The organism is Flavobacterium tagetis, assembly GCF_016735615.1.
Lineage (GTDB): Bacteria > Bacteroidota > Bacteroidia > Flavobacteriales > Flavobacteriaceae > Flavobacterium > Flavobacterium tagetis.
This window is the reverse complement of sequence record NZ_JAERSF010000002.1, coordinates 1,520,950-1,545,793: the sequence shown is the minus strand read 5'-3', so window position 1 is coordinate 1,545,793 and position 24,844 is coordinate 1,520,950. Positions and strand designations below refer to the sequence as shown.

Below are 24,844 nucleotides of genomic sequence, written 5' to 3'. Positions count from 1 at the left end.
AAATCTTGAAGTGAGATTTTGTCATTATATCGTTTCAAAATTATCAAATTGTTGATTTTTTCTTTTGTAATTTGAAACTCATTCAGAAAAAACGTTTTCGTTAATAAACCTTTTATTCATAGGGTGTTACGAACTTTTTTTGTATGTTTGAATAGAAGGAAAATGTTAAATTAATTCATTCGAGATATGATTACAAACACATCATTAGAATACAAAGGCGATTTATACCCATCAAAAATTGTCTCTTATGAACATGAAGGAGATTCTATTTTCTTTAACACGGATAACAAAGTAATTTTAAAAGTTACTATTCTTCGAGATAGTTTAATCCGATTTCGTTTTACTACAAAAGGTTATTTCAGTAACGACTTCTCATACGCTATTGATAAAACGCAGCTTCACGGTTATAATTTTTTGGAACTGACTGAGGAAGAAACGTATTTCCAGATTAGAACAAGCAAAGTAAAATGCAAAATCCAAAAAGCAGATCTTCGTCTCTCCATTTATGATTTAAACGATTTTCTAATTCTGGAAGATGAGCTTGGTTTTCATTGGGAAGAAAGCTACGAATATGGCGGAAATATTGTAAAAATGAGTAAATACTCTAAAGACGGAGAATGTTATTATGGTCTTGGAGATAAAGCCACTCAAATGAATCTTAAGGGCAAGAGAGTAGAAAATTTTGCTACAGATCAATATGCTTACCAAAAAGATCAGGAACCTTTATATAAAGTTGTTCCGTTTTACATTGGCTTACATAACAAACAGTCGTACGGAATATTTTTTGACAATACCTTTAGAACTTTCTTTGATTTTTGTCAGGAAAGAAGAAATATTACCAGTTTTTGGGCAGAAGGTGGTGAAATGAACTATTATTTCATTTATGGCCCACAAATGCAAGATGTTGTAACTACTTATACCGATTTAACAGGAAAACCAGAATTACCGCCACTTTGGGTTTTAGGCTATCATCAATGTAAATGGAGTTACTATCCAGAAAGTAAAGTGAAAGAAATTACTTCAAAATTCAGGGAACTTCAAATTCCCTGCGATGCCATATATTTGGACATTGATTATATGGATGGTTTTCGATGTTTTACTTGGAATAAAAACTATTTTCCAGATCCAAAAAAAATGGTCGCTGAATTAGCCGAAGATGGTTTTAAAACTGTTGTAATTATAGATCCGGGAATCAAAATTGACAAAGATTATTGGGTTTATAAAGAAGCTTTAGAGAAAGATTATTTCTGCAAAAGAGCCGACGGACCTTATATGAAAGGAAAAGTCTGGCCAGGTGAATGTAATTTTCCAGATTATACAAACCCTGCAGTTAGAGAATGGTGGGCTGGTTTATTTAAAGAATTAGTTTCAGAAATAGGTGTGAAAGGAGTTTGGAATGATATGAATGAACCTGCAGTAATGGAAGTTCCAAATAAAACATTTCCGATGGATGTTCGCCATTTTTACGATGGAAATCCTTGCAGTCATAGAAAAGCCCATAATATTTACGGAACTCAGATGGCAAGAGCAACCTATCATGGAGTGAAACGATTTGCTTATCCAAAACGTCCATTTGTAATTACAAGATCGGCTTATTCTGGAGCGCAACGATACACTTCTTCTTGGACAGGAGATAATGTGGCAACTTGGGAACATTTATGGATTGCAAATATACAAGTGCAGAGAATGTCTATTTCAGGAATGGGATTCACAGGTTCTGACATTGGTGGATTTGCAGAACAGCCTTCAGGCGAGTTGTATGCTCGTTGGATTCAATTAGGCGTTTTTCATCCGTTTTGTAGAACACACTCTTCAGGAGATCACGGAAATCAAGAACCATGGTCTTTTGACGAAGAAGTAATTAATATCACTAGAAAATTTGTTAGCCTTCGCTATCAATTGCTTCCTTATTTATATACCATGTTTTGGCAATATATTGAAGAAGGAGTTCCGATGCTAAAACCATTAGTTTATTTTGATCAGGACGATACGCAGACACATTACCGTAATGATGAATTTATCTTTGGAAACCAAATTTTGGTCTGCCCAATTCTTGAACCTAACGCTGTAGGTAGACGTATGTATATTCCTAGAGGAGAATGGTATAACTATTGGACAAATGAGCTTTTTATTGGTGGAAGAGAAATTTGGATTGATAGTAAATTTGATGAGATTCCGGTTTTTGTAAAAGCTGGTGCTATTATTCCTAAATATCCGGTTCAGCAATATGTAGGCGAATTAGAATTTGATGAGCTTACACTTGATGTTTATTATAAAAACGGCAAAGAACAGTCGGCAGTTTATGAAGACGCCCAAGATGGTTATGATTATAAGAAGGGACGTTACAGCTATTTGTCACTGAGAAATATTGGGAAAGAAAAAGAGCTAATTATTCAGCTTCACAAAGAAGGAAAATACGAAACTCCGTATTCTAAATATAAAATCAATTTAATAGGACTTCCATTTAAAGTTAAGGAAATTGAAATTGACAATGAAAAAATTGAATTTGATAAAATTAATTTTGATATAAATAATTTCCTGATTGTTGATAAAGAGTTTAATGAGCTGCATATTATTGGAGACTAGTTAAATTTTGATATTTTTTTGCCGTAATGTATAAAACATTTTATCTTTTTTAATCGTATTTTTGTTACTAAAATAGCTCAAATTATGAAAAAGTATGTGTTTTTAGGGGTTTTTGGAGCACTTATGATAGGGTGTGCAACAAATCCAATTACTGGGAAACAAAACTTGAATTTTGTTTCGAATAGCGAATTATTTCCATCTTCTTTTCAGCAATATAGCCAGTTTTTAACTGAGAATAAGGTTATTACGGGAACAGCAGATGCAAAACTTGTAGAAACTGTAGGGTTTAAGATAAAAGCTGCAGCAGAAAAATATTTAAATTATTTAGGTCAGACGCAATACTTAAAAGATTATCGCTGGGAATATAAATTAGTTGATAATAAAGAAGTAAATGCGTGGTGCCTTCCAGGAGGAAAAATTGTAGTGTATTCTGGAATTCTGCCAGTTACTCAAAACGAATCTGGTTTGGCAACTGTAATGGGACATGAAGTTTCTCACGCTTTAGCAAACCATGGAGCACAAAGAATGTCTGCAGCACAATTGCAGCAAATTGGTGGAGCAGCCTTAGGGGCAGCAACAAGCGGAAAATCTGAAGCAACACAACAAATATTTGCACAAGCGTACGGAATTGGTTCTGAAGTAGGAGTTATGCTTCCATTTAGCAGAAGCAACGAAAGTGAGGCTGACAAAATTGGTTTGACTTTAATGGCAATCGCAGGTTACAATCCAGATGATGCTGTTGCTTTCTGGAGCAGAATGGCTGCCAAATCTGGAGGATCTTCTTCACCAGAATTTATGAGTACACACCCTTCTGATGCTACAAGGATTGCAAATATTAAAGCTTTAATTCCAGAAGCAAAAGCAATTGCGTTAAAAGTAGGAACTATCAAATAAATATATTTTTACACTAATAAAAAGCTATTCATCTCGAATAGCTTTTTTTGTTTATAATTTATTAATGAACGAATTAGATAATTTCTATTTGATTATGATAAAAATTAGATAAATTCGTAGCCTATTAACAAAACCATTTCTATGAAAAACCTACAAAAAGGAGATAAGAAGCTTTTAAATGCTTGGGCATTTTATGACTGGGCCAATTCGGTTTACACTTTGACGATTGCTTCTGCTGTATTTCCAATTTTTTATGAAGCTTTGTTCAGTGATCGCGATCATTATATTGATGTTTTCGGAATGCATCTTAAAAATTCGGCTTTAATTAGTTTTATTACAGCTGCTGCGTTTTTAGTAGTTTCCTTCATTTCTCCATTATTATCTGGAATTGCCGATTATGTCGGAAACAAAAAATCCTTCATGAAATTTTTCTGTTATATGGGGGCTTTATCATGTATGGGATTGTATTGGTTTGATCTTGAAAATATTTACGTTGGATTAGCATTTTATTTTCTAGGATTGTTAGGATATTGGGGAAGTTTGGTTTTTTATAATTCTTATTTGCCAGATATCGCTTTTGAAGAACAGCAAGACAGAATTAGTGCTAAAGGATATTCTTTAGGATATATAGGAAGCGTTATTTTGTTAATCATCAACTTAGCAATGATAATGAAGCCAAAACTTTTTGGAATATCAGGCACTGAAGGGGAAGCGGCAATGAAAGCTATGCGATATTCTTTTATAATGGTTGGTGTTTGGTGGATTTTATTCAGCCAATATACTTATTACTATTTGCCAAAAGGAAGCAAAGAAACTGGACAGAAGCTAACAAAATCTGTAATATTTAATGGATTTAAAGAGTTAAAAAAGGTTTGGGGTTTATTACAAGATAATATTCCGTTAAGACGTTATTTAGGAGGTTTTTTTGTTTCTAGTATGGCTGTTCAAACTGTTATGCTTGTAGCAACTTATTTTGGAGCTCAAGAAATTCAATGGGAAACCAAAGAGCAAAGCACAATAGGTTTGATTATTTGTATTTTAATAATTCAATTGGTAGCTGTAGTTGGTGCGGTTTTAACTTCTAGAGCTTCTGAAAAGTTTGGCAACGTTCCAACTTTAATTTTTATAAATGCGATTTGGGCAGTTTTTTGTGCTTTGGCATATTTTATTACATTGCCAACGCATTTTTATGTAATGGCAACGGTTGCTGGATTTGTAATGGGAGGAATTCAGGCTCTGTCTCGTTCTACCTATTCCAAATTATTGCCAGAAACAGAAGATACGGCATCATTCTTTAGTTTTTATGATGTAGCAGAAAAAATTGGAATTGTAATAGGAATGTGTGTTTACGGAATTATTGATCAGATTACAGGAAGTCCGCGTGCGGCAATTGTGATTTTAGCAATTTTCTTTATAACGTCAATATTCCTTTTAAGAAGAGTGCATAAAAAAGACGTTTCAAATTAATCGAAACGTCTTTTCTAACAAACAATATCACGAATTGCAAGGATTTTATTTGATTGATGATTTTTTTGTAATTCGTGATATTTTTTTAAATAATTAACCTTTTGTAATAGTTCCAGAGCCAGAAACTTTTACATCTCTTTTCTCAGGATTTCCTATGTATTTTATATTTCCTGAACCAGCAACTCTTGCTGTAATACTTTCGGCACAAGTCACTTTGCTATTTCCAGAACCAGAAACGTTTGCTTCTACAATTTTAGATTTTAAGGCCGAAGCGTCAATATCGCCAGAACCAGAAAGTTTAGTTGTAAGTTTATCTGCAGTTCCTTTTAAATGGATATTTCCAGATCCGCTTACATGCAATTCTAAGTTATTTGTGTCAACTGGCAGATTGAAATTTCCTGAACCAGACAATTTTACTGCAAGATTATCATTTTTAATTACGTCTTTCGACTTAATATCTCCTGAACCAGCTAAACTTAATTCAGAAATTTTTTCAAATGTAACGGTAACTTGAATTTTACCATTACTTGTACGGATTTGAGTGCCTTTTTCTACATAAATTTTTAGTGAATTATCTTCAACTTCAACTTTGATAACGGCTAATAAATTTTCTTCTCCCTTGATCGTGATTTTTCCTTCTTTACCAGACACTAAATCTACATCAAAAGAACCTGCTATTTTTATGCCGTCATAATCTCCAGTAGATCTTGTTTCGGTAACTATCTTTCCGTTACCTTGTACTTTGTTTTGTGCATTAACTGTGTTATTTGTAAAAAATACAGCTAGCGCGAATAGTAAAATTGACTTTTTCATTGATTTGATTTTTAGATGATTAATTTTTTGTTAGCGAAATATTTCCATAGTTGGAATTGATATTGATTTTGTTTTGACCTTTTTTCTTGTAAAAACCGGCAATTCTTTTGCTGTTGCTTTTGACTTCAGAAACTGAAACTTCTAGAGAATTATCATGTTTAATATTCGAATATCTCGCCGAAATGTCAAAGTCAAAAGCATAGTTTGGCATATAACCAATTGAAATATCTGTATATCCTGAGTTTATTGCAATGTTACCGGCTTTTTCGGTTACTGTTCCGATATTGATTTTACTGTAATTGGTATCATAGCTAAAGTTGCTTGAAACTTCTCCAATAACAAAAGTCAAATAATTTCCTGAACCGCTTAAAGAATTGATTTTTTGAAATTTAAATGTTCCATAATTACAGTCCGCTTTAATATTTTGACCGTCATTTAGATTAACATCTGTATAACTTGCATTTATATTCAAATTTCCAGAATCATTAATTTTTAGACCAGAATATCTAGCGTCAATATTTCCTGCTTTTATAAAATCAATACTTGAATTCTGACAATACTGAATAGAAATTTGATTATTGGATCCGTTTAATTTTCCCAAAGTAACTTTTCCGTATTTACATTCAATATCTGTAGAAGATTCTGCACTTGGAATAGAAATATTTCCGTATTTATTGGCTAGTTTAATTGTTCCGTTTTTTGGAATTTTAATAATATAGTTGATTTCAAAACTATTATTGCTTCCTTTGCTTTTAATATTAGAACTTCCTAGTGAAGTTACAGCAGTAACCATGCTTTTAAGAGCTGTGATATCTACATCAATGCTATTTAATCGTTCGTTTACCCAATTTTCGTTAGGGCCATTCACTTTTATGGTAATGTCCAGATCAATTTTATCTTCGTCCCAAGTTGTCACAGTGATGCTTCCGTATTTGTTGTCAATATCAATTCCTGCATTCGAATTTACGATATAGGTTTTTTTAATATTTTTTTGTTTTGTTATAAAAGAGTCATCATTTGAAAATCCAAAGAAAGGAATCAAAAGAAATAAGATGAGTAAGTTATAGTGTTTTTTCATTAGAGGTGTTTTTTAGTTTTTCGTTGTCTTCAATTCTTTTTAGAACGGTTTGCAAAAAAGAGATGCGCGTTTGTAGATTACTAATCATCGCATAAATAATCTGTTTGTTTTCACCATTCTTTTGCAGTTCATTTATGATTTTTTGATAATCAGCGTCAAAAGTTTTCATCTGTTTCATCGCATCATCAATAATCTGCTGATTCTCTGGCGAATTTTTCTCTTTTAGTTTAACCAATTCGTTGTCAATTAGAATATTGAAAATAGAATCGGTGCGTTTAGTCTCTTTAGAAGCAAATTTGAATTCTTTTGGTTTTTCATTTTTATAAAAAAGAGAGACTCCAAGCATCAATACAATCGAAGCGGCAATAGCAGTTACGAACCAATATCGTTTCTTAGGCTCTTTTTTGTTTAGCTTTTGAAGAAAATCCATCTGATGATCAGAATTTAATTCCTCAACATCCCATTGATTTTCAAACTTGCTGAATAATTCGTCTAAGTTGTCTTTTTCATTTTTCATAATTCCAATTCATTTTATATCTCTTCCAATTTTTTTCTCAAACTATCTTTGGCTCTGCTCAAAGTCGTTCTGCAATTTGCATAAGTAATGTTTAAAATTTCGCAGATTTCTTCTTGATCATAGCCTTCAATGTAAAAAAGTGTCAGCACCATTCTGTAATTATCTTTCAGCTGCAGAATTGTATCTAAAACCTGTTTTACTTTTAAAGAGTTTAAGTCAATATTTTCAGAAATTATTCCATCGTTTTCTTCGATTTTATAAAGCTGTTTACTTAAATCTTCTACTTGAAAAGAGTTGTTTTTCTTATAAAAATCGATGCTATAATTGATGATTATTTTTTTTAACCATGCTCCAAAAGCCACTTCTTGTTTATAGTCATTGATTTTCGTAAAAGCTTTTAAGAAACCTTCCTGCATGACGTCTTGTGCAAAATGTTCGTCTTTTACAATACGAAAAGCCACGTTATACATCGCCTTACAATAGCGATTGTATATTTCAAATTGCGCTTTTTGATTGTTGCTTTTACAAAGCGCAATTAGTTCTTCGATATTTTGGTTGTTTTGACTCAAGTAATGGCTTTTGGTTTTTATAAAGGACTGTGCCTTTTTTTGTTTGTTACACTTTTATAAAATTAATTTTATTTTTTTTTAATTTGATCCCACCAAAAGTGAAAATATAATTTTTTAAAACTGACTTCTTTTGGTTTTGGCATAATGATTGTCTATTTTTATGCCCTATCTTGTAATCGAAAAACGAAACTTGTTTTCAGTAAAAACTTCAATAAGCAATACTCCTTTTACAGATAGCACAACAATTTTAATGACAAAACGACTTATATTTTATTATGTCAAACCATAAAATACTTACTATTGACAATCTGTCACTTCAAGAATTTGACTCAGAGGCAGAATTAATTCCATTATTGACGCCAGAAGACGAGGAGGAAATGAATAATGAAGAGCTTCCTGTTTCTCTTCCAATTTTACCTTTACGCAATACTGTATTGTTTCCTGGAGTTGTTATTCCGATTTCTGCGGGAAGAGATAAGTCTATCAAACTAATTAACGACGCCAATGCAGGAGGGAAAATTATTGGTGTTGTATCTCAAATTAATGAAGAAGACGAAGATCCGTCAAAAGATGATATTCATAAAATAGGAACTGTAGCGCGTATTTTACGTGTGCTTAAAATGCCAGACGGAAATGTTACGGTTATTCTTCAGGGTAAAAAACGCTTTGAAATTGACGAAGTTGTTTTAGAAGAGCCTTATTTGACAGCAACCATCAAAGAAGTTGCAGAAGAACGTCCAGACGAAAATGATACTGAATTTACAGCGATTTTAGATTCTGTAAAAGAATTAGCGATTCAAATCATAAAAGAAAGCCCAAACATTCCTTCGGAAGCTACTTTTGCTATTAAAAACATTGAGAGCCAATCATTTTTGATCAATTTCGTGTCTTCAAACATGAATTTATCCGTAAAAGAGAAACAAGGACTTTTATCGATAAATGGATTAAAAGAACGTGCTTTAGAGACTTTACGTTACATGAATGTTGAGCTTCAAAAATTAGAATTGAAGAACGACATCCAGTCAAAAGTTCGTTTTGATTTAGACCAGCAACAAAGAGAATATTTCCTTCACCAGCAAATGAAAACCATTCAAGAAGAATTGGGTGGCGTTTCTCAGGAAGAGGAAATGGACGAAATGGGACAGAAAGCGAAAACCAAAAAATGGGACGAAAAAACGCAGAAACATTTCGAAAAAGAATTATCTAAAATGCGTCGTATGAATCCGCAATCGCCAGATTTCGGAATTCAGCGTAATTATTTGGAGCTGTTTTTAGAATTACCTTGGGGCGAATTTTCTAAAGATAAATTTGATTTAAAACATGCGCAGAAAGTTTTAGATAAAGACCATTTCGGACTTGATGAAGTAAAGAAAAGAATGATTGAGCATTTGGCGGTTTTAAAATTGCGAAATGACATGAAATCACCAATTATATGTTTAACAGGGCCTCCGGGAGTTGGTAAAACTTCTATTGGTCGTTCTGTTGCTGAAGCTTTAGGACGTGAGTATGTTCGTATTTCTTTAGGAGGTTTACGTGATGAAGCAGAAATTCGCGGACACAGAAAAACTTATATTGGAGCAATGCCTGGACGTATTATTCAGAGTTTAAAAAAGGCAGGGACATCAAATCCGGTATTTATTTTAGATGAGATTGATAAACTGTCAAACGGAAATAGCGGTGATCCATCTTCAGCATTATTAGAAGTTTTAGATCCAGAGCAAAACAGTGCTTTCTACGATAATTTCCTTGAAATGGGATATGATTTGTCTAAAGTGATGTTTATTGCGACGTCAAATAATATGGCGGCAATTCAGCCTGCTTTGCGTGACAGAATGGAAGTAATTAAAATGTCAGGCTACACTATCGAAGAAAAAGTAGAAATTGCTAAAAGGCATTTATTTCCAAAACAATTAGAAGCTCACGGTTTAACTGCAAAAGATTTGACTATTGGCAAAAAGCAATTAGAAAAAATCATTGAAGGCTATACAAGAGAATCTGGTGTTCGTAATTTAGAAACTAAAATTGCTCAAGTTATCAGAAATGCAGCGAAATCTGTTGCTATGGAAGAGGAGTACAACAAAAAAGTTACAGATGAAGATATTGTAGCAATTTTGGGAGTACCAAGATTAGAGCGTGATAAATACGAAAATAATGATGTTGCTGGTGTTGTAACAGGTTTAGCTTGGACAAGCGTTGGTGGAGATATTCTGTTTATTGAATCTTTAATTTCTGAAGGAAAAGGTTCATTGACTATTACAGGAAATCTTGGAACTGTAATGAAAGAATCTGCTACAATTGCATTAGAATATATTAAAGCAAATGCTAAGAAATTAGGTATTAGTACAGAATTGTTTCAGAAATATAATATCCATTTACACGTTCCAGAAGGAGCAACTCCAAAAGATGGACCAAGTGCTGGTATTGCAATGCTTACTTCATTAGTTTCGCTTTTAACTCAGAAAAAAGTGAAGAAAAGTTTAGCTATGACAGGAGAAATCACTTTACGTGGAAAAGTGCTTCCAGTTGGCGGAATCAAAGAGAAAATATTAGCTGCCAAAAGAGCTGGAATTAAAGAAATTATTCTTTGCCACGAAAACAAAAGCGATATTGATGAAATTAAAGCGGAGTACTTAGAAGGCCTTTCTTTTCATTATGTGAAGGAAATGAGCGAAGTTTTAGCAATAGCTCTGACTGATCAAAAAGTTAAAAATGCTAAAGAATTGAAATAAACGTCAATTAAATTTTTAAATATTTAAATTCCAAATTCCAATTTTTCCATTGGAGTTTGGAATTTTTTTTTATTGGAATTTATTTAGTGTATAGTTTTATTTTAAGAGTTATATAATTTTATATTTGCAGTTACGTTATTCCCATATAGGTGCGCCCAAAACAAATGCTTAAAAAAGTTGTTTTATTTTTTATAATCTTAATTTGTTCGTGTTCTTTCGGACAAGTTGGAGGGCGTTACACTTATCAATTCTTAAATCTTACTACTTCGCCGAGACAGGCAGCATTAGGAGGAGATATAATTACGATATATGACGAAGATGTTAATCAGGCCATGTCGAATCCCGCACTTATAAATGCAGACATGGATAATCATTTGGCACTAAATTACGGAAGTTATTACGGTGAAGCTTCTTATGGTACTGCATCGTATGCGTATACTTATGATAGGCATGTTCAGACTTTTTATGCCGGTGTCACTTATGTAAACTACGGAACATTTGAAGGTTATGATGAAAACGGGCAAGCTACTTCTAACTTTACAGGAAGTGAAGGCGCTCTGTCATTAGGTTATGCATACAATGTTCCTTATACCGATTTTTACATTGGAGCAAGTGCTAAATTGATAACATCATCTCTTGAAAGCTATAATTCGATTGGTGGAGCGGTTGATTTGGGTTTTCTATATGTAAATGAAATGAATGATTTGAATTTTGCTCTTGTGTTTAGAAATATGGGAACGCAGTTTACAACTTATTCAGGAATTAAAGAGAATCTTCCTTTTGAAATCGTTGCTGGTATTTCGCAAGAATTAGAACATGTGCCAATTCGCTGGCATCTTTCGTTGGAAAATCTTCAACAATGGAACATCTCTTTCTCTAATCCCAATCGAGGAGAAACTAATATTGACGGAAGTACAAGTCCAGAAAAAGTTTCATTTGTAAACAATGCTTTGAGGCACGTGGCATTTGGAGTGGAGCTTTTTCCAAAAAAAGCATTCAATTTTCGTTTAGGATATAATTTTAGAAGAGGTGAAGAATTAAGAGTTGATGAGCAGCGTAATTTTTCGGGTGTTTCATTAGGTTTTGGTTTAAGAATGAATAAGTTAAAATTTAATTATTCATATTCGAGATATACATTGGCCGCTAACACAAGTCTTTTTGGTTTAACATTAAATTTTCAATAATTGCATGAAGCTGTTCTATATTGCTTTATTCATAACAGTAAGCATCTTTACCGGATCAAAATTTTCTTTTAAAGAAGAGGAAACTATTTCTACAATAGAAATGGAAAGAATTAATAACAGAATTGCGGGTATAAAAGAAATGATTGGTGTTGATCATAAGTATAATACTAAAACCGTTTTTCTTATTGATATGAAGATTCCTTCTGGCAAGAATCGCTTTTTTGTTTACGATTTAAAAAAAAATGAAGTTGTAGACCAAGGGCTTGTGGCTCATGGTTCTGGTTCTGAAACTGGAATTAAAGGAATGCTTAGATTTAGTAATGCTCCAAATTCTAATTGCACGGCTTTAGGAAGGTATGCAGTAGGAAAAACTTATAAAGGTATTTTTGGAAAAGCCTATAGATTGGCTGGTTTAGAAGAAAGTAATAATAATGCTTTAAAAAGAGCTATTGTGCTGCATCATTATTCTGCAGTTCCTTATGGAGAACAAGAGTATTACATTAGCAACAGTCATGGATGTCCTATGATCAATGAACAGTTCTTTAAAAGAATTGAAAAGATAATTGACGGTTCTAAGTCAAATATTCTTATGGATATTTACTATTAATTCGAAATTTTTCTGAATCATTATTCAATGAAAAAAGTAATTGTCATATTCCTTTTTGTTCTTGCAATTCTAGTTGTATATTTTATTGTTTCTGATAAAAATAAAGTTAAGTTATCATCTTCTGACTATAAGAGAATTGAAACTCATGTTGCCGATATAAAAAAGCTAATTCGTAAGGATTCAAAATACAATGATAAGATTGCTTTTTTTATAGATATGAAAATTCCTTCGGGAAAGAACCGTTTTTTTGTCTATGATTTAAAAGCAGATAAAATTATTGATAAAGGTTTGGTTGCGCATGGATCTGGTTCTGAAACTGGGACAAAAGGAAAACTTCGCTTTAGCAATATTCCAAATTCATTAAGTACTTCATTAGGTAGATATTCTATTGGAAATCATTATTACGGAAAGTTTGGAAAGGCTTATAGGTTATATGGATTAGATGAAACAAATAATAATGCTTTCAAACGAGATATTGTTTTTCATTACTATTATGATGTTCCATATAAAGAGAAAGATGGCTACATTTGCAATAGTTATGGCTGCCCAATGGTGAATAAGAAATATTTTGAAAGAATAGCTCAATTAATAGATAGTTCTAAATCGGATATTTTAATGAGTATTTATTATTAGAACAAGGAAGCTTTAAAAGAATAGAAATTTAAAAATTAAAAATTGAAAAAAATTACCATTGCTATCGACGGATTTTCATCTACAGGCAAAAGTACTCTTGCAAAACAATTAGCAAAAGAATTAGAATATGTTTACGTAGATACAGGAGCGATGTATCGTGCTGTTGCTTATTTTGCCATGCAACATAATTTGATTGGAGCTGATTTTTTTAAGAAAGAAGCTTTGATTGAGGCATTAGCAGATATTAAACTTGAATTTAGATTTAATGCTGAATTAGGTTTTGCAGAGATGTATTTAAATGGTGAAAATGTAGAGAAACAGATTAGAACTATCGAAGTTTCTAATTTTGTGAGCAAAGTAGCTGCGGTTTCAGAAGTTCGTGCTAAGTTAGTAGAGCAACAGCAGGAAATGGGAACAAATAAAGCTATTGTTATGGATGGTCGTGATATTGGTACTGTAGTTTTTCCTAATGCAGAACTTAAAATATTTATGACTGCAAGTGCAGAAACTCGCGCACAAAGACGTTTTGATGAGTTACAGCAAAAAGGTGATAATGTTTCTTATGAAGAAGTCTTAAAAAATGTTGTGGATAGAGATTATATGGATACGCATCGCGAAGATTCTCCTTTGGTAATTGCTGATGATGCAATAGAAATTGATAATTCTTACTTAAATAAAGAAGAACAATTTGCAGCTGTTTTAGAATTAGTGAATGATGTTGTTAAAACAATATAATTTTTTGTAGATATTATTTTTAATGGTAGTTTTACCGCTTCATTTTTACTTTAAAGACAATTTCACTATATGGGAATTAAAAACAGGTTAATTTTTATGAGCTTTCTTCAATTTTTTGTTTGGGGAGCTTGGCTTATCACAATTGGAAATTATTGGTTTGGAACCAAAAATTGGGAAGGAACACAATTTGGTTTAGTATTTGGAACCATGGGAATTGCTTCTTTATTTATGCCTACATTAACTGGGATTATTGCCGACAGATGGGTAAACGCTGAAAAACTATATGGAATTCTTCATATTTTGTATGCAGCCGTTTTATTTGGAATTGCACAAGTTACAACGCCAGATACTTTTATTATTGTAATGCTTTTGGCAATGTGCTGTTATATGCCAACAATTGCTTTGAGTAACTCTATTTCTTATACTTCACTTAAGTTAAACAACAAAAATATTGTAAAAGATTTTCCTCCAATTCGTGTTTGGGGAACAATCGGTTTTATTGTAGCGATGTGGATTACTAATCTAAGCGGAAGTAAAGCAACAGAATATCAGTTTTATATTGCTGGAGTTGGAGCTTTAATTTTGGGGATTTATGCTTTTACATTACCTAAATGTGAGCCACAGCGTTTGATCAAGGAAAACGCAACTTGGATTGAAACTTTCGGTTTAGAATCATTTAAGCTTTTTGCTAACTACAAAATGGCTTTATTTTTTGTTTTCTCTATGTTTTTAGGAGGAGCACTGCAATTGACAAATGCTTATGGGGATGTGTTTTTAGATGAATTTAAGCACTTTCCAAAATATGCAGATTCATTTGTAATTAAATATTCGACTATTATTATGTCGATTTCTCAAGTTTCTGAGACATTGTTTATTCTCGCAATCCCGTTTTTCTTGAGACGTTTCGGAATCAAACAAGTTATGTTGATTAGTATGCTGGCTTGGGTTTTACGTTTTGGATTATTTGCTTTTGGAGATCCTGTAAATGGTTTATGGATGATTATCCTTTCTTGTATCGTTTACGGAATGGCATTTGATTTCTTTAATATTTCAGGTTCACTATTCGTAGAAAGTAATACTGATTCTAAAATTCGTTCTTCTGCGCAAGGTTTATTTATGATGATGACCAATGGAGTAGGAGCAGTCTTAGGAAGTTTGACTTCTGGTTGGGCAATTGATCGTTTTTTTACAAAATCGTTTGCTAATACAACAGAATTAGCTGGATTTTTGCAAACAGACGCTTCAAATGAAAAGATGGTAGAATTTGTAAAGAGCCAAGGAAATTCAATTTCTACAGATGGAATTTTTACAAATCCAGTTTTAATGAAAGACTGGCATACTATCTGGCTTTCGTTTGCACTTTATGCTTTGGTAATTGCTATTGCTTTTGCTGTTTTGTTTAAGCACAAACATGATCCTAAGGAGATTGAGAATTTGAGTCATTAAGATTTAAAGTAATCTTTGATAAATTTTTGAATTTTGACAAAGATAGTTACACATAGTAAACCCGACAGGTTTTTAAAACCTGTCGGGTTTCGCTTTTCAAGGCTCTTATGAAAACGAGACTTCCTAACCTAGCCCCGATAGAAGTGGAAATCCTTTTGTGACGGGGTTCGGCACAAAAGATTGCAACGGATAGCGGGACTAAACGTCTTTTGAAACCTCAAATCTTCTGCTTCTTAATAATCAACTGATAATCATATCGGTTTTGTTTTGTTAATTCAGAAAAAAGTATTAATTTTGCAGTCCTTTTGGCAGAGAAGAGTTTCCATTAGGAATCAACCATTTATGTAAAACAACTTCTGTATTTTCTATCGCATAGAGAAACTCGAGAAAAACAGAATACAAATTTTTTTATCAGCATGTCTGAACAAACAAAATCACAAGAAGAGTTTTTAGCAAATTTTAACTGGCACAACTTCCAAGAAGGAATCGATGCAGTAGATGAAAAAAACTTACAAGAGTTTGAAGAACTAGTATCAAAAACTTTCATCGCTACAGATCAAGAAGAAGTAGTTGAAGGAGTTGTAGTTAGAATTACAGATAGAGACGTTATCGTTGATATCAATGCTAAATCTGAAGGTGTTATTTCTTTAAACGAATTTCGTTACAACCCAAACTTAAAAGTAGGTGACAAAGTAGAAGTATTAATCGACATCCGTGAGGATAAAACAGGTCAATTAGTATTATCTCACAGAAAAGCACGTACTATCAAATCTTGGGATAGAGTTATTGCAGCTAATGAAACTGGAGAAATCGTTAATGGTTTTGTTAAATGTAGAACTAAAGGAGGTATGATTGTTGACGTATTCGGTATCGAAGCGTTCTTACCTGGATCTCAAATTGACGTTAAGCCAATTAGAGACTACGATGTATATGTAAACAAAATGATGGAATTCAAAGTGGTAAAAATCAACCACGAATTCAAAAACGTTGTTGTATCTCATAAAGCGCTTATCGAGGCTGATATTGAAGTACAGAAAAAAGAGATCATCGGTCAATTACAAAAAGGACAAGTATTAGAAGGTGTTGTTAAAAACATTACTTCTTATGGTGTGTTCATTGACTTAGGTGGTGTTGACGGATTAATTCACATTACTGACCTTTCTTGGAGTAGAATCAACCACCCAAGTGAAGTTCTTGAATTAGACCAAAAATTAAACGTTGTAATCCTTGATTTCGATGATGAGAAAACAAGAATTCAATTAGGATTGAAACAATTAAACGCTCACCCATGGGATGCTTTAGATGCTAACTTAACTGTTGGTGATAAAGTTAAAGGTAAAGTAGTTGTAATCGCTGATTACGGTGCATTTATCGAAGTTGCTGAAGGTGTTGAAGGTTTAATCCACGTTTCTGAAATGTCATGGTCAACTCACTTACGTTCTGCTCAGGACTTCGTGAAAGTTGGAGATGTTGTTGAAGCAGTTATCTTAACTCTAGACAGAGAAGATCGTAAGATGTCATTAGGTATCAAACAATTGACTCAAGATCCATGGACTGACATTACTTCTAAATACCCAGTAGGTTCTAAACATACAGGTATCGTTAGAAACTTTACAAACTTTGGTATCTTCGTAGAATTAGAAGAAGGAATTGATGGATTAATCTACATTTCTGACCTTTCTTGGACTAAGAAAATCAAACACCCATCTGAGTTTGTAAACGTTGGTGAAAAACTTGATGTTGTTGTATTAGAGTTAGATGTTGAAGGACGTAAATTATCTTTAGGTCACAAACAAACTACTGCTAATCCTTGGGATCAATACGAAGATTCTTTCGCTGTAGGAACTATCCACAACGGTGAGATTTCTGAAATCGTTGACAAAGGAGCTACTGTAGAATTCGGAGATGATATCGTTGCTTTCATTCCTACTCGTCACCTTGAAAAAGAAGACGGAAAGAAATTGAAAAAAGGTGATACAGCTGATTTCAAAGTAATTGAGTTCAACAAAGAATTCAAGAGAGTAGTTGCTTCTCACACTGCTATCTTCAGAGAAGAAGAAGAGAAAAACGTGAAAGCTGCTGCTGAAACTACTGCATCTGCATCTACTAACGCACCAGCTGCGACTTTAGGTGATAACAATGATGTATTAGCTGCTTTAAAAGCTAAAATGGAAAAAACTGAGAAAAAATAATTCTTAGCTTTTTTATAAATAGAAAGTCCCACAGAAATGTGGGACTTTTTTTGTTTATTTTTAATTTGTTCGAGAAATTTTAACAATCAAAGTTGTATAAGTCTGTTAAAAAACTATTTTTGTTTCAAAATTTCTTAATATGAAAAAACTTTACTTTTTAATTCTTTTTTTATTCTTCTCTAATATTTTCAATGCTCAAAATGTTAATATTCCTGATCTGAGGTTTAAAAATATGCTATTAAGAACTCCTGGTATAATTAATAATACAGCAATTATCAGAGATCTAGATGGCAATATCATAAAAATTGACGCGAATAATGATGGTGAAATACAAGAAAGTGAAGCTCTTCAAATAAGTTATATTGATGTTCACGGTGATGGAGCTAATGGATTTATTATGTCATTAGAAGGTATATCTAAATTCACTAATCTTAAAACATTAATATGTTCCAAGCATAAGATTTCAAGTTTAAATTTAGCAACTTTAAGAAAATTAGAGACATTAATATGTAATAACAATAATTTAACGTCTTTAAATATTAGTAGTCAAACTGAACTTACGACACTAAATTGTTCATATAATTATATAAATCTTTTAGATCTAAGTTCTTCAATTAAACTTACAGATGTTAATTGCGGTACAAATTCTTCGTTATATAATTTAAATTTAAGAGGGTTAGTTAATCTCAAAACATTGGATTGCGGAGAAACAAAACTTACTTCTCTGGATGTTAACGGCTTAACTGGATTGACATCAGTTATTTGTAGTGAAAGCGCACTTACAGCTTTAGATGTGAGTAATTTAGTAAATCTTGAACAGTTGGACTGCTCCTATAATAAATTGGCGACAATAAAATTTGGAGTTTTGCCTAAACTTAAAAAATTATATTGCTTTGCAAATCAAATTACTTCATTTGAATCTACGGGATTAGACAATTTAGAATCTCTTAGTCTCAATTATAATAAGATTGCTTCTTTAGATTTAAGTAATCTTTTAAAACTTGAATTTTTAGGTGTAGCTGGTAACCAATTAACTGTTTTGAAGTTAAATAACTTATCTAAGCTAGTTTCGATACAGGCTGAAAACAATATACTGCCAGCTATAGATATAATAGATTGTCCAAATCTTGAAGTATTGGTTTTATATGGAAATAAACTAATTTCACTTGATGTAAATCAATTTAAGAAGCTTACAAGTTTAAGTATAAGCGAAAATTCAGATTTAATAAATTTGTCATTAAAGAATGGATCACCAGATAAGAAATTATATTTGGATATTTCGAAATGCCCTAATCTGAAATATATATGCACAGATGATTTTAAGTTAAAAACAACTCAGGACTTAGTAAATCAGCTTGGTTATATAAATTGTAATGTAAACAGTTATTGTTCTTTTGTCCCTGGGGGAGATTTTTACACTATAAATGGAGTGAGTCGCTATGACGAAAATACGAATGGCTGCGGTTTGGATGATGTTCTGTTTCCGAATTTAAGATTGGCTGTTAGCGGCAATATTGTCGGAGAAGTAATATCTAATGATTTTGGCTCTTATTCTATCTCTCTTGCTGAAGGAAATTATACAGTAACACCAAAATTAGAAAAACCAGATTATTATACAGTAAATCCTGCAGAACTTAATATAACTTTTTCTAAAGATTTGACAAGCCCGTTAACTCAGGAGCTATGTATTACAGCAAATGGTATGCATCCGGATTTAGAGATTGTCCTGATTCCTATTGAAGCTGCTCGTCCTGGTTTTACAGCTAAGTATAAATTAGTTTATAGCAATAAAGGGACTATGACGCAGTCAGGTTTAATAAAGCTGATTTTTGATGATAGAATATTAGAATATTCTTCTTCAAATCCAGTTTTTACAGTGAAATCTGTGGATAATATGGAGTGGAGTTTTACGAATTTAAAGCCATTTGAAAGGAGAGAAATAATATTTAGTTTAGTTACCAATAAACCAACAGATGTTCCTTCTGTTAATAATGGGGATGTTTTAAAATTTATTGCTTCAATTAATTCTCAGAACAATGACGATATACCAGAAGATAACACCTTTACTTTATATCAAACTGTATTGGGCTCACTTGATCCAAACGATAAAATCTGCTTAGAGGGTTCTGTTATAACTCCAGATCTAATAGGAAAGTATGTTCATTACATGATTCGCTTTGAAAATACAGGTACATACGCGGCTCAAAACATCGTAGTAAAAGATATGATTGATTTATCTAAATTTGATATATCAACTTTGATTCCAACAAGTTCTAGCCATTCTTTTGTGACTAAAATTTCAGAAGGAAATAAAGTTGAATTTATTTTTGAAAATATTAATCTGCCTTTTGATGACGCTATTAATGATGGGTATATCGCTTTTAAAATAAAAACAAACCCGACATTAAAAGTTGGAGATTCGTTTACTAATGATGCGAATATTTATTTTGATTATAATTTTCCAATTTTAACTAATAAAGCAACTTCAACTTTTAAAAGTACTTTGGCGACTCAGGATTTTGATTTCTCGAGATATTTAAGTTTATATCCAAATCCGGCAAATCAGTTTTTAAATATTTCACAGAACCTAAATATCGAAATACTATCATTTGAAATTTATGATGTTTTAGGACAAATAGTACTTGCGGTTCCAAATGCAAAAACAGCTTCAAATATTGATATTTCTAAACTTAGAGTAGGTAATTACTTTATAAGGGTAAAATCTGACAAAGGAAGCTCAAGTATGAAATTTATTAAGAATTAAACAGGTAGTCCCACAGAAATGTGGGATTTTTTTGTTTGTAATGTTTTAGATTCGAGTTATTTCACTATTGTCAATTCGAGCGGACTCGAGAATCTTTTTAAAAATAATATTTACTGGTATTAATTTGAAGCTAGTAATTTTGCTTCTTCTGGAGTAAAATCATTAACAATGACATATGTCTCAATTTTTGCTATTGCTATTTCATCTAAGATATCTACGAGGTTTTTAAAATTGGACTTTTTACTTGGTTTTATAATCACAATTGGTCCATTCATTGGTTTTCCCAGTGAGGCAGAATACTCAAGAATATTTTTTTTTCTTATTCTTAATTCTTTACGAATTCCATCTTTTCCATAACTAAGTTTTTTTGGAGCTTTTGTGGTATAAAATAAAAGTCCAGAATAAGTAACAATTTCATTATTGTCATCTAATAAAACTGTAATGGTTCTGTTTTCTGTTCCACTGCCACAAACAATAGTATTATCCCATTTTGGATCATAATACGGCAGGCTTAAATCCATAACTTTAGATTTTTGTAACTCGAGAGCGACCATAAAAAATATAATCAGTAAAAAAGAAACACTAACCATTGCAGTTAGATCTACTTTCGAATTTAACTTTCTGCTTCTGACTTTTTGAGGTAGGTTTTTCATAATTTTTCTGATTTATAGTTGCAACACAGTAAAATTAATTTGAAGCCAATAATTTTGACTCTTTTAGTGTGAATTCATTTACTATTGAATAGTTTTCGATATTGGCAATTTTCATTTCATCCACTATATTTACTAAACTACCATAGTTTGAGTTTTTGCTTGGTTTGATAATTACTATTACATCGTTATTAGGGTTTCCCACGGAAATCATATGTTCACGAACTTCTTTCTTCTTACGGAAGACTTCTTGACGAATTTCATTTTTCCCAGATTCAAATTCTTTTGGTTCTTCAATTGGAAATTCTAATATTCCAGAATACGTTATAATTTTATTGTTTTTATCTAATAATATTGTATATAATCGATCAGTTTTGACACATCCAATATCTTCTATGTATACATAGTTTTCAGGAAAAGAAAGGCTCAATGTTTCAGACTTTGATAATTCCTTAAAACCCATAAAAAATACAACCAGCAAAAAAGAAACACTGACCATTGCGGTTAAATCAACTCTCGAACTTAGTTTTTTACTTCTGATTTTTTGAGGTAAATTTTTCATGATTAGTAAGTTTTGATTTTAAATTTAATAATAAAATAGAAACAAAAGTTAGATGTCTTTAGAAAATTATAAAAAAGTATAAGAATACTTTAAGTACTTGTTTTGCTGATGATTTAATAGAAAATCAGCGTTTTTTGATCTATGATTAATTTTTATATGAAAACCAAAACAAGTTTATCACCGTAAATGAGCTTATAACTTAAAATCATTTATATATGAAAACTAGAAAATTTTTAGCTGCAGCAATTTTAGCTTTAGGATTTGCATTTACATCAAATGCGCAAAAATCGGTAATGGTTGGTGGTGCAGCAATGTATCCAAATAAAAACATAATTGAAAATGCTGTTAATTCGAAAGATCACACAACATTAGTAGCTGCAGTAAAAGCGGCCGATTTAGTTACGACTTTAGAAGGAAAAGGTCCTTTTACCGTTTTTGCTCCAACAAACGAAGCTTTTAATAAATTGCCAAAAGGAACCGTTGAAACATTACTTAAACCAGAGAATAAAAAAATGCTTCAAAACATTCTAACTTATCATGTTGTTTCGGGAAAATGGAATGCTTCTGATATTGCAAAAGCAATAAAAGAAGGCAAAGGTAAAGCAACTATAAAAGCGGTAAATGGCGGAACATTAACAGCTTGGATGAAGGGAAATGACTTATATATTAGCGACGAGAGCGGTAATAAAGCAAAAGTTACTATTGCCGATGTAAATCAGTCAAATGGTGTTATTCATGTTATTAATGCGGTTTTACTTCCTAAAAAATAAGTGACTTAAATTCCAATTTGAAAATTCCAAATTCCAAGCAAATTGGGATTTGGAATTTTAATTTTGAGATTTTTTAATCTTATTTTTTTGCAGTCAAAGTGCTTCCTGCAGAAGCGATAACAACGCAGACTACAGCGATAATTTCGTTAAAATTTAAACTCTCTTTTAGAAAAATAAAAGCACAGATAGAAGCTGCTGCTGGTTCTAAGCTCATTAAAATGCTAAAAGTTCGTGGCGGAAGTTTTCCTAAAGCTTTCATTTCTAAGGTAAACGGAATTGCACTCGATAAAAGGGCAAGAGCGACGCCCATTCCGAATAGTTTTGGTGTAAGATTATTTAAGCCACTTTCTAAGAAACCAAAAGGCAAAACCAAAAGTGCCGCAAATAACATTCCTATAGTTACTGCATCTCCATCATTCATAATTTTAGAAACTTTGCCTCCTAAAACAATATAAGCACTCCAGAAAGCTCCTGCTAAAAGAGCGCATATAATTCCGACAGGATCCAAGCGGTTACTTGACCATGGAGCAATTAACAAAATACCGATGGCAGCAAGCAATACCCAGCAATAATCAACCAAACGTTTAGAACCTGCTATTGCAAGTATTAATGGACCAACAAATTCTAAGGTTACAGCCAGACCAATTGGAATTCTTTCTATTGCGAAATAATAGATTAAATTCATAGCTCCTAATGATAAACCATAAGGAATTACAAGTTTCCATTGTTTTGCTGTTATGGTTTTTAAATTAGTTCGATAAGCTAATAATAAAATTATTGCCGAAATGCCAATACGCATGGATGCTGTGCCTGCTGCTCCGATTGTAGGGAAAAGTGTCTTCGCAATCGCGGCTCCGAATTGCACGCTGATAATTGCTAATAATACTGCTGGAACAGGAGATAAGCTGATGTCTCTGTTTTTCATAAAAAGTATGACAGAATCATAAAAAGTTTTGCTTCTGTCGGATAAATAAAATGTATTCTAAATTAATTGCCTAAAGCTTTTTTTGTAACATAGGCTCGATAACCAATAATTGCCATTTGCCATTTCTTTGCTTTAGAAATATCTAAACCTTGTTTGGTAAAGCTTGGCAAAAGTAGTTTATTTAGTTTGGCTAATAATTTATACATAGTAGATTTGTTTCGGCAAAGATACAAAAAAAAGACTTTGTGGTTGAAACAAAGTCTTTTGGCAGTAAAATGAAGAAAGTATTTAAATTCTGAGAATCAGGTTTTCGTCGCCATCAGTTTCACGATTTATAGCCTTTTTGGGCGCTTCTATCCATCCCGTTTTATTGATAACGAATTTAAAAAGATGCATTTTGTCTTTTTCAAATTGTGATTTAGGAACCAACAATTCAAATGCATTTTTGTTTTTCTGAATCATTTGAAAATTTTGGTCATTTGGATTCCATTTGTCAAACGAACCTGCAATTGAGACACTTTTTACTAAATTAGGATCTAATTTTTTGTCATGTTCATAAACAAAAACAACATTGTCATCGATAATTTTGTAGCCATAGATACCAGTTTGCTTTTTGTTTTCACTCAATAAATCATTAGAAAGCTTAACAATTGCCTCGCCTAGTGCATTTGCGGTATTTTCGTCACTTATGTTTACAATAATTGAAATTCCTAACTGACGTTCTGGATAAATAACCAGCATATTTTGAGTCCCAAATGCGCCACCATGCTTCCAGCAGTTTTTCCCATTTTCATCAACCTGAATGTAATCCCAAAAATAACCATTCCAAGTTGTTAGACTGTTTAATAAATTCCGTTGGGATTCCTGCACAATTTTATTTTTTGTATTTAATTCATAAGCAATGAATTTGGTTAAATCACCTAAAGTAGATTTTAGCATTCCTGCAGCTCCCCAAAGATGATCTGAAATAGTTGGCATTAAAACTTCTTTTAAATTATAACCATTGGCGATTGCAGTATTAGGATTTAAATTTATACCGCTTGATTGCATGTTTAATTTTGAAAAAATATTTTCCTTTAAAAGTGTTTCGTAACTTTTCTGGTAAACATTTTCTAAAATATGCGCTGTCAAATTAAGACTTCCGTTGCTATATTTAAATTTACTTCCAGGTAAAGTGTCTAATTTTATGGTTTTAAGATCTTCAAAGAATTTTTCACGGCTATAGGATTCATCCATTTTTTTGAAAGCTAGATAGTTGCTATCATTTCGATTTTTTCGTAATTCAGAGTTATCTGGAAGATCTTTGTCAAAACCAGTTCTAAACGAAACTAAATCTTTAATTCTAATTGGTGTTCCATTGTATTCTAAATTCGGATAAGAGCCAGTAATATATTTTCTAATATCATCGTCAGGATTTAATTTTCCTTCTAAAACTGCTTGTGCAGCAAGTAAGCCTGTAAATAATTTGGTTATAGATGCAACTTCAAAAACAGTATTATTATTGGCAGTGTTTTCTTTTCCTTTATCAATTTCGCCGTAATGTCTTGTATATGTTTTGCCGTTTTTGACAATACCGATGGAAATTGAATTTGCTTTTGATTTACCAGAAAGGATAGAAGCTGACTTATCCATAGCAATAAAAATATTTTTTTCAGTAGCATTCTTTTGTGCCCAAATTGAAAAACTAATGCCCAAAAGGAAAATTAAAGTATATTTTTTCATT

General features: G+C 32.1%; 21 protein-coding genes. 12 read left to right on the top strand and 9 right to left on the bottom strand.

Annotation, left to right across the window (positions count from 1 at the left end):
* Nucleotides 1-186 precede the first annotated feature (186 nt).
* The 3 genes from JI750_RS14170 to JI750_RS14160 all read left to right on the top strand — a co-directional run bounded on the left by JI750_RS14170 (nt 187) and on the right by JI750_RS14160 (nt 4,947).
* Nucleotides 187-2,586 carry a glycoside hydrolase family 31 protein gene (locus JI750_RS14170; RefSeq protein ID WP_202003048.1) on the top strand — a complete coding sequence of 800 codons (2,400 nt, stop codon included), beginning with the start codon at nt 187-189 and terminating at the stop codon, nt 2,584-2,586.
* 84 nt (nt 2,587-2,670) lie between these two features.
* On the top strand, nt 2,671-3,480 hold the full coding sequence (locus tag JI750_RS14165) for a M48 family metallopeptidase (RefSeq protein WP_202003046.1): 810 nt from the start codon (nt 2,671-2,673) through the stop codon (nt 3,478-3,480).
* Nucleotides 3,481-3,621: 141 nt separating this feature from the next.
* A complete protein-coding gene (locus JI750_RS14160) occupies nt 3,622-4,947 on the top strand; it encodes an MFS transporter (protein ID WP_202003043.1) in 1,326 nt (441 codons plus the stop codon).
* 93 nt (nt 4,948-5,040) lie between these two features.
* Here JI750_RS14160 and JI750_RS14155 read toward each other — a convergent pair whose 3' ends face one another.
* Genes JI750_RS14155 through JI750_RS14140 form a run of 4 tightly spaced genes read right to left on the bottom strand, consistent with a single transcriptional unit; the run spans nt 5,041 to nt 7,924 of the window.
* On the bottom strand, nt 5,041-5,760 hold the full coding sequence (locus JI750_RS14155; RefSeq protein ID WP_202003041.1) for a head GIN domain-containing protein: 720 nt from the start codon (nt 5,758-5,760) through the stop codon (nt 5,041-5,043).
* A 19-nt stretch (nt 5,761-5,779) separates the two neighbouring features.
* Nucleotides 5,780-6,838: a hypothetical protein gene (locus tag JI750_RS14150; RefSeq protein WP_202003039.1), complete on the bottom strand. Its 1,059-nt coding sequence runs from the start codon at nt 6,836-6,838 to the stop codon at nt 5,780-5,782.
* Nucleotides 6,822-7,355 (bottom strand): anti-sigma factor, encoded by a 534-nt coding sequence (locus tag JI750_RS14145; protein WP_202003037.1) that lies wholly within the window; start codon nt 7,353-7,355, stop codon nt 6,822-6,824. The genes JI750_RS14150 and JI750_RS14145 overlap by 17 nt, the downstream gene beginning before the upstream one ends.
* Nucleotides 7,356-7,369: 14 nt before the next feature.
* Nucleotides 7,370-7,924: an RNA polymerase sigma factor gene (locus JI750_RS14140; protein WP_202003035.1), complete on the bottom strand. Its 555-nt coding sequence runs from the start codon at nt 7,922-7,924 to the stop codon at nt 7,370-7,372.
* 275 nt (nt 7,925-8,199) lie between these two features.
* Between JI750_RS14140 and lon the strand changes: the two genes are divergently transcribed.
* From lon to JI750_RS14100, 8 genes are all read left to right on the top strand, one after another.
* On the top strand, nt 8,200-10,653 hold the full coding sequence (gene lon / locus JI750_RS14135; RefSeq protein ID WP_202003033.1) for an endopeptidase La: 2,454 nt from the start codon (nt 8,200-8,202) through the stop codon (nt 10,651-10,653).
* Nucleotides 10,654-10,817: 164 nt separating this feature from the next.
* Entirely contained in the window at nt 10,818-11,837 is a 1,020-nt protein-coding gene (gene porQ / locus JI750_RS14130; protein WP_202003031.1) for a type IX secretion system protein PorQ, read from the top strand.
* A 4-nt stretch (nt 11,838-11,841) separates the two neighbouring features.
* Complete coding sequence (locus JI750_RS14125) at nt 11,842-12,444, top strand: murein L,D-transpeptidase catalytic domain-containing protein (protein WP_202003028.1); 603 nt, start codon at nt 11,842-11,844, stop codon at nt 12,442-12,444.
* Between the two features lie 27 nt (nt 12,445-12,471).
* The gene (locus JI750_RS14120; protein ID WP_202003026.1) at nt 12,472-13,077 is read left to right on the top strand and encodes a murein L,D-transpeptidase catalytic domain-containing protein; all 606 of its coding nucleotides are present in this window, start codon (nt 12,472-12,474) and stop codon (nt 13,075-13,077) included.
* Nucleotides 13,078-13,119: 42 nt separating this feature from the next.
* Nucleotides 13,120-13,812, top strand: a complete 693-nt coding sequence (cmk, locus tag JI750_RS14115) for a (d)CMP kinase (protein WP_202003024.1) — start codon at nt 13,120-13,122, stop codon at nt 13,810-13,812.
* A 69-nt stretch (nt 13,813-13,881) separates the two neighbouring features.
* Nucleotides 13,882-15,258 (top strand): nucleoside permease, encoded by a 1,377-nt coding sequence (locus tag JI750_RS14110; RefSeq protein ID WP_202003022.1) that lies wholly within the window; start codon nt 13,882-13,884, stop codon nt 15,256-15,258.
* Between the two features lie 416 nt (nt 15,259-15,674).
* On the top strand, nt 15,675-17,450 hold the full coding sequence (gene rpsA, locus JI750_RS14105) for a 30S ribosomal protein S1 (RefSeq protein WP_012024823.1): 1,776 nt from the start codon (nt 15,675-15,677) through the stop codon (nt 17,448-17,450).
* A 139-nt stretch (nt 17,451-17,589) separates the two neighbouring features.
* Nucleotides 17,590-20,214: a DUF7619 domain-containing protein gene (locus JI750_RS14100; RefSeq protein WP_202003021.1), complete on the top strand. Its 2,625-nt coding sequence runs from the start codon at nt 17,590-17,592 to the stop codon at nt 20,212-20,214.
* A 119-nt stretch (nt 20,215-20,333) separates the two neighbouring features.
* On the opposite strand, the gene JI750_RS14095 is transcribed toward JI750_RS14100, so the two are convergent.
* Nucleotides 20,334-20,867, bottom strand: coding sequence for an ExbD/TolR family protein (locus JI750_RS14095; protein ID WP_202003019.1), 534 nt, complete (start codon nt 20,865-20,867; stop codon nt 20,334-20,336).
* Nucleotides 20,868-20,901: 34 nt separating this feature from the next.
* Entirely contained in the window at nt 20,902-21,426 is a 525-nt protein-coding gene (locus tag JI750_RS14090; protein WP_202003017.1) for an ExbD/TolR family protein, read from the bottom strand.
* 215 nt (nt 21,427-21,641) lie between these two features.
* On the opposite strand from JI750_RS14090, the gene JI750_RS14085 reads away from it, so the two are divergent.
* Nucleotides 21,642-22,196 carry a fasciclin domain-containing protein gene (locus tag JI750_RS14085; protein WP_202003014.1) on the top strand — a complete coding sequence of 185 codons (555 nt, stop codon included), beginning with the start codon at nt 21,642-21,644 and terminating at the stop codon, nt 22,194-22,196.
* 79 nt (nt 22,197-22,275) lie between these two features.
* On the opposite strand, the gene JI750_RS14080 is transcribed toward JI750_RS14085, so the two are convergent.
* The 3 genes from JI750_RS14080 to JI750_RS14070 all read right to left on the bottom strand — a co-directional run bounded on the left by JI750_RS14080 (nt 22,276) and on the right by JI750_RS14070 (nt 24,843).
* Nucleotides 22,276-23,121 (bottom strand): EamA family transporter, encoded by an 846-nt coding sequence (locus JI750_RS14080; protein WP_202003011.1) that lies wholly within the window; start codon nt 23,119-23,121, stop codon nt 22,276-22,278.
* A 62-nt stretch (nt 23,122-23,183) separates the two neighbouring features.
* Nucleotides 23,184-23,327: an SsrA-binding protein gene (locus tag JI750_RS14075; protein WP_111368963.1), complete on the bottom strand. Its 144-nt coding sequence runs from the start codon at nt 23,325-23,327 to the stop codon at nt 23,184-23,186.
* Nucleotides 23,328-23,409: 82 nt separating this feature from the next.
* Entirely contained in the window at nt 23,410-24,843 is a 1,434-nt protein-coding gene (locus JI750_RS14070) for a serine hydrolase (protein WP_202003008.1), read from the bottom strand.
* Between the last annotated feature and the right edge of the window lies 1 nt (nt 24,844).

Coding starts and splice junctions, on each gene's coding strand:
- JI750_RS14100 (WP_202003021.1), top strand. CDS start 17,590: ATGAAAAAACTTTACTTTTTAATTCTTTTTTTATTCTTCTCTAATATT.
- JI750_RS14170 (WP_202003048.1), top strand. CDS start 187: ATGATTACAAACACATCATTAGAATACAAAGGCGATTTATACCCATCA.
- JI750_RS14080 (WP_202003011.1), bottom strand. CDS start 23,121: ATGAAAAACAGAGACATCAGCTTATCTCCTGTTCCAGCAGTATTATTA.
- porQ (WP_202003031.1), top strand. CDS start 10,818: ATGCTTAAAAAAGTTGTTTTATTTTTTATAATCTTAATTTGTTCGTGT.
- JI750_RS14095 (WP_202003019.1), bottom strand. CDS start 20,867: ATGAAAAACCTACCTCAAAAAGTCAGAAGCAGAAAGTTAAATTCGAAA.
- JI750_RS14075 (WP_111368963.1), bottom strand. CDS start 23,327: ATGTATAAATTATTAGCCAAACTAAATAAACTACTTTTGCCAAGCTTT.
- JI750_RS14160 (WP_202003043.1), top strand. CDS start 3,622: ATGAAAAACCTACAAAAAGGAGATAAGAAGCTTTTAAATGCTTGGGCA.
- JI750_RS14145 (WP_202003037.1), bottom strand. CDS start 7,355: ATGAAAAATGAAAAAGACAACTTAGACGAATTATTCAGCAAGTTTGAA.
- JI750_RS14120 (WP_202003026.1), top strand. CDS start 12,472: ATGAAAAAAGTAATTGTCATATTCCTTTTTGTTCTTGCAATTCTAGTT.
- JI750_RS14110 (WP_202003022.1), top strand. CDS start 13,882: ATGGGAATTAAAAACAGGTTAATTTTTATGAGCTTTCTTCAATTTTTT.
- JI750_RS14125 (WP_202003028.1), top strand. CDS start 11,842: ATGAAGCTGTTCTATATTGCTTTATTCATAACAGTAAGCATCTTTACC.
- JI750_RS14150 (WP_202003039.1), bottom strand. CDS start 6,838: ATGAAAAAACACTATAACTTACTCATCTTATTTCTTTTGATTCCTTTC.
- JI750_RS14165 (WP_202003046.1), top strand. CDS start 2,671: ATGAAAAAGTATGTGTTTTTAGGGGTTTTTGGAGCACTTATGATAGGG.
- JI750_RS14085 (WP_202003014.1), top strand. CDS start 21,642: ATGAAAACTAGAAAATTTTTAGCTGCAGCAATTTTAGCTTTAGGATTT.
- JI750_RS14155 (WP_202003041.1), bottom strand. CDS start 5,760: ATGAAAAAGTCAATTTTACTATTCGCGCTAGCTGTATTTTTTACAAAT.
- JI750_RS14090 (WP_202003017.1), bottom strand. CDS start 21,426: ATGAAAAATTTACCTCAAAAAATCAGAAGTAAAAAACTAAGTTCGAGA.
- lon (WP_202003033.1), top strand. CDS start 8,200: ATGTCAAACCATAAAATACTTACTATTGACAATCTGTCACTTCAAGAA.
- JI750_RS14070 (WP_202003008.1), bottom strand. CDS start 24,843: ATGAAAAAATATACTTTAATTTTCCTTTTGGGCATTAGTTTTTCAATT.
- rpsA (WP_012024823.1), top strand. CDS start 15,675: ATGTCTGAACAAACAAAATCACAAGAAGAGTTTTTAGCAAATTTTAAC.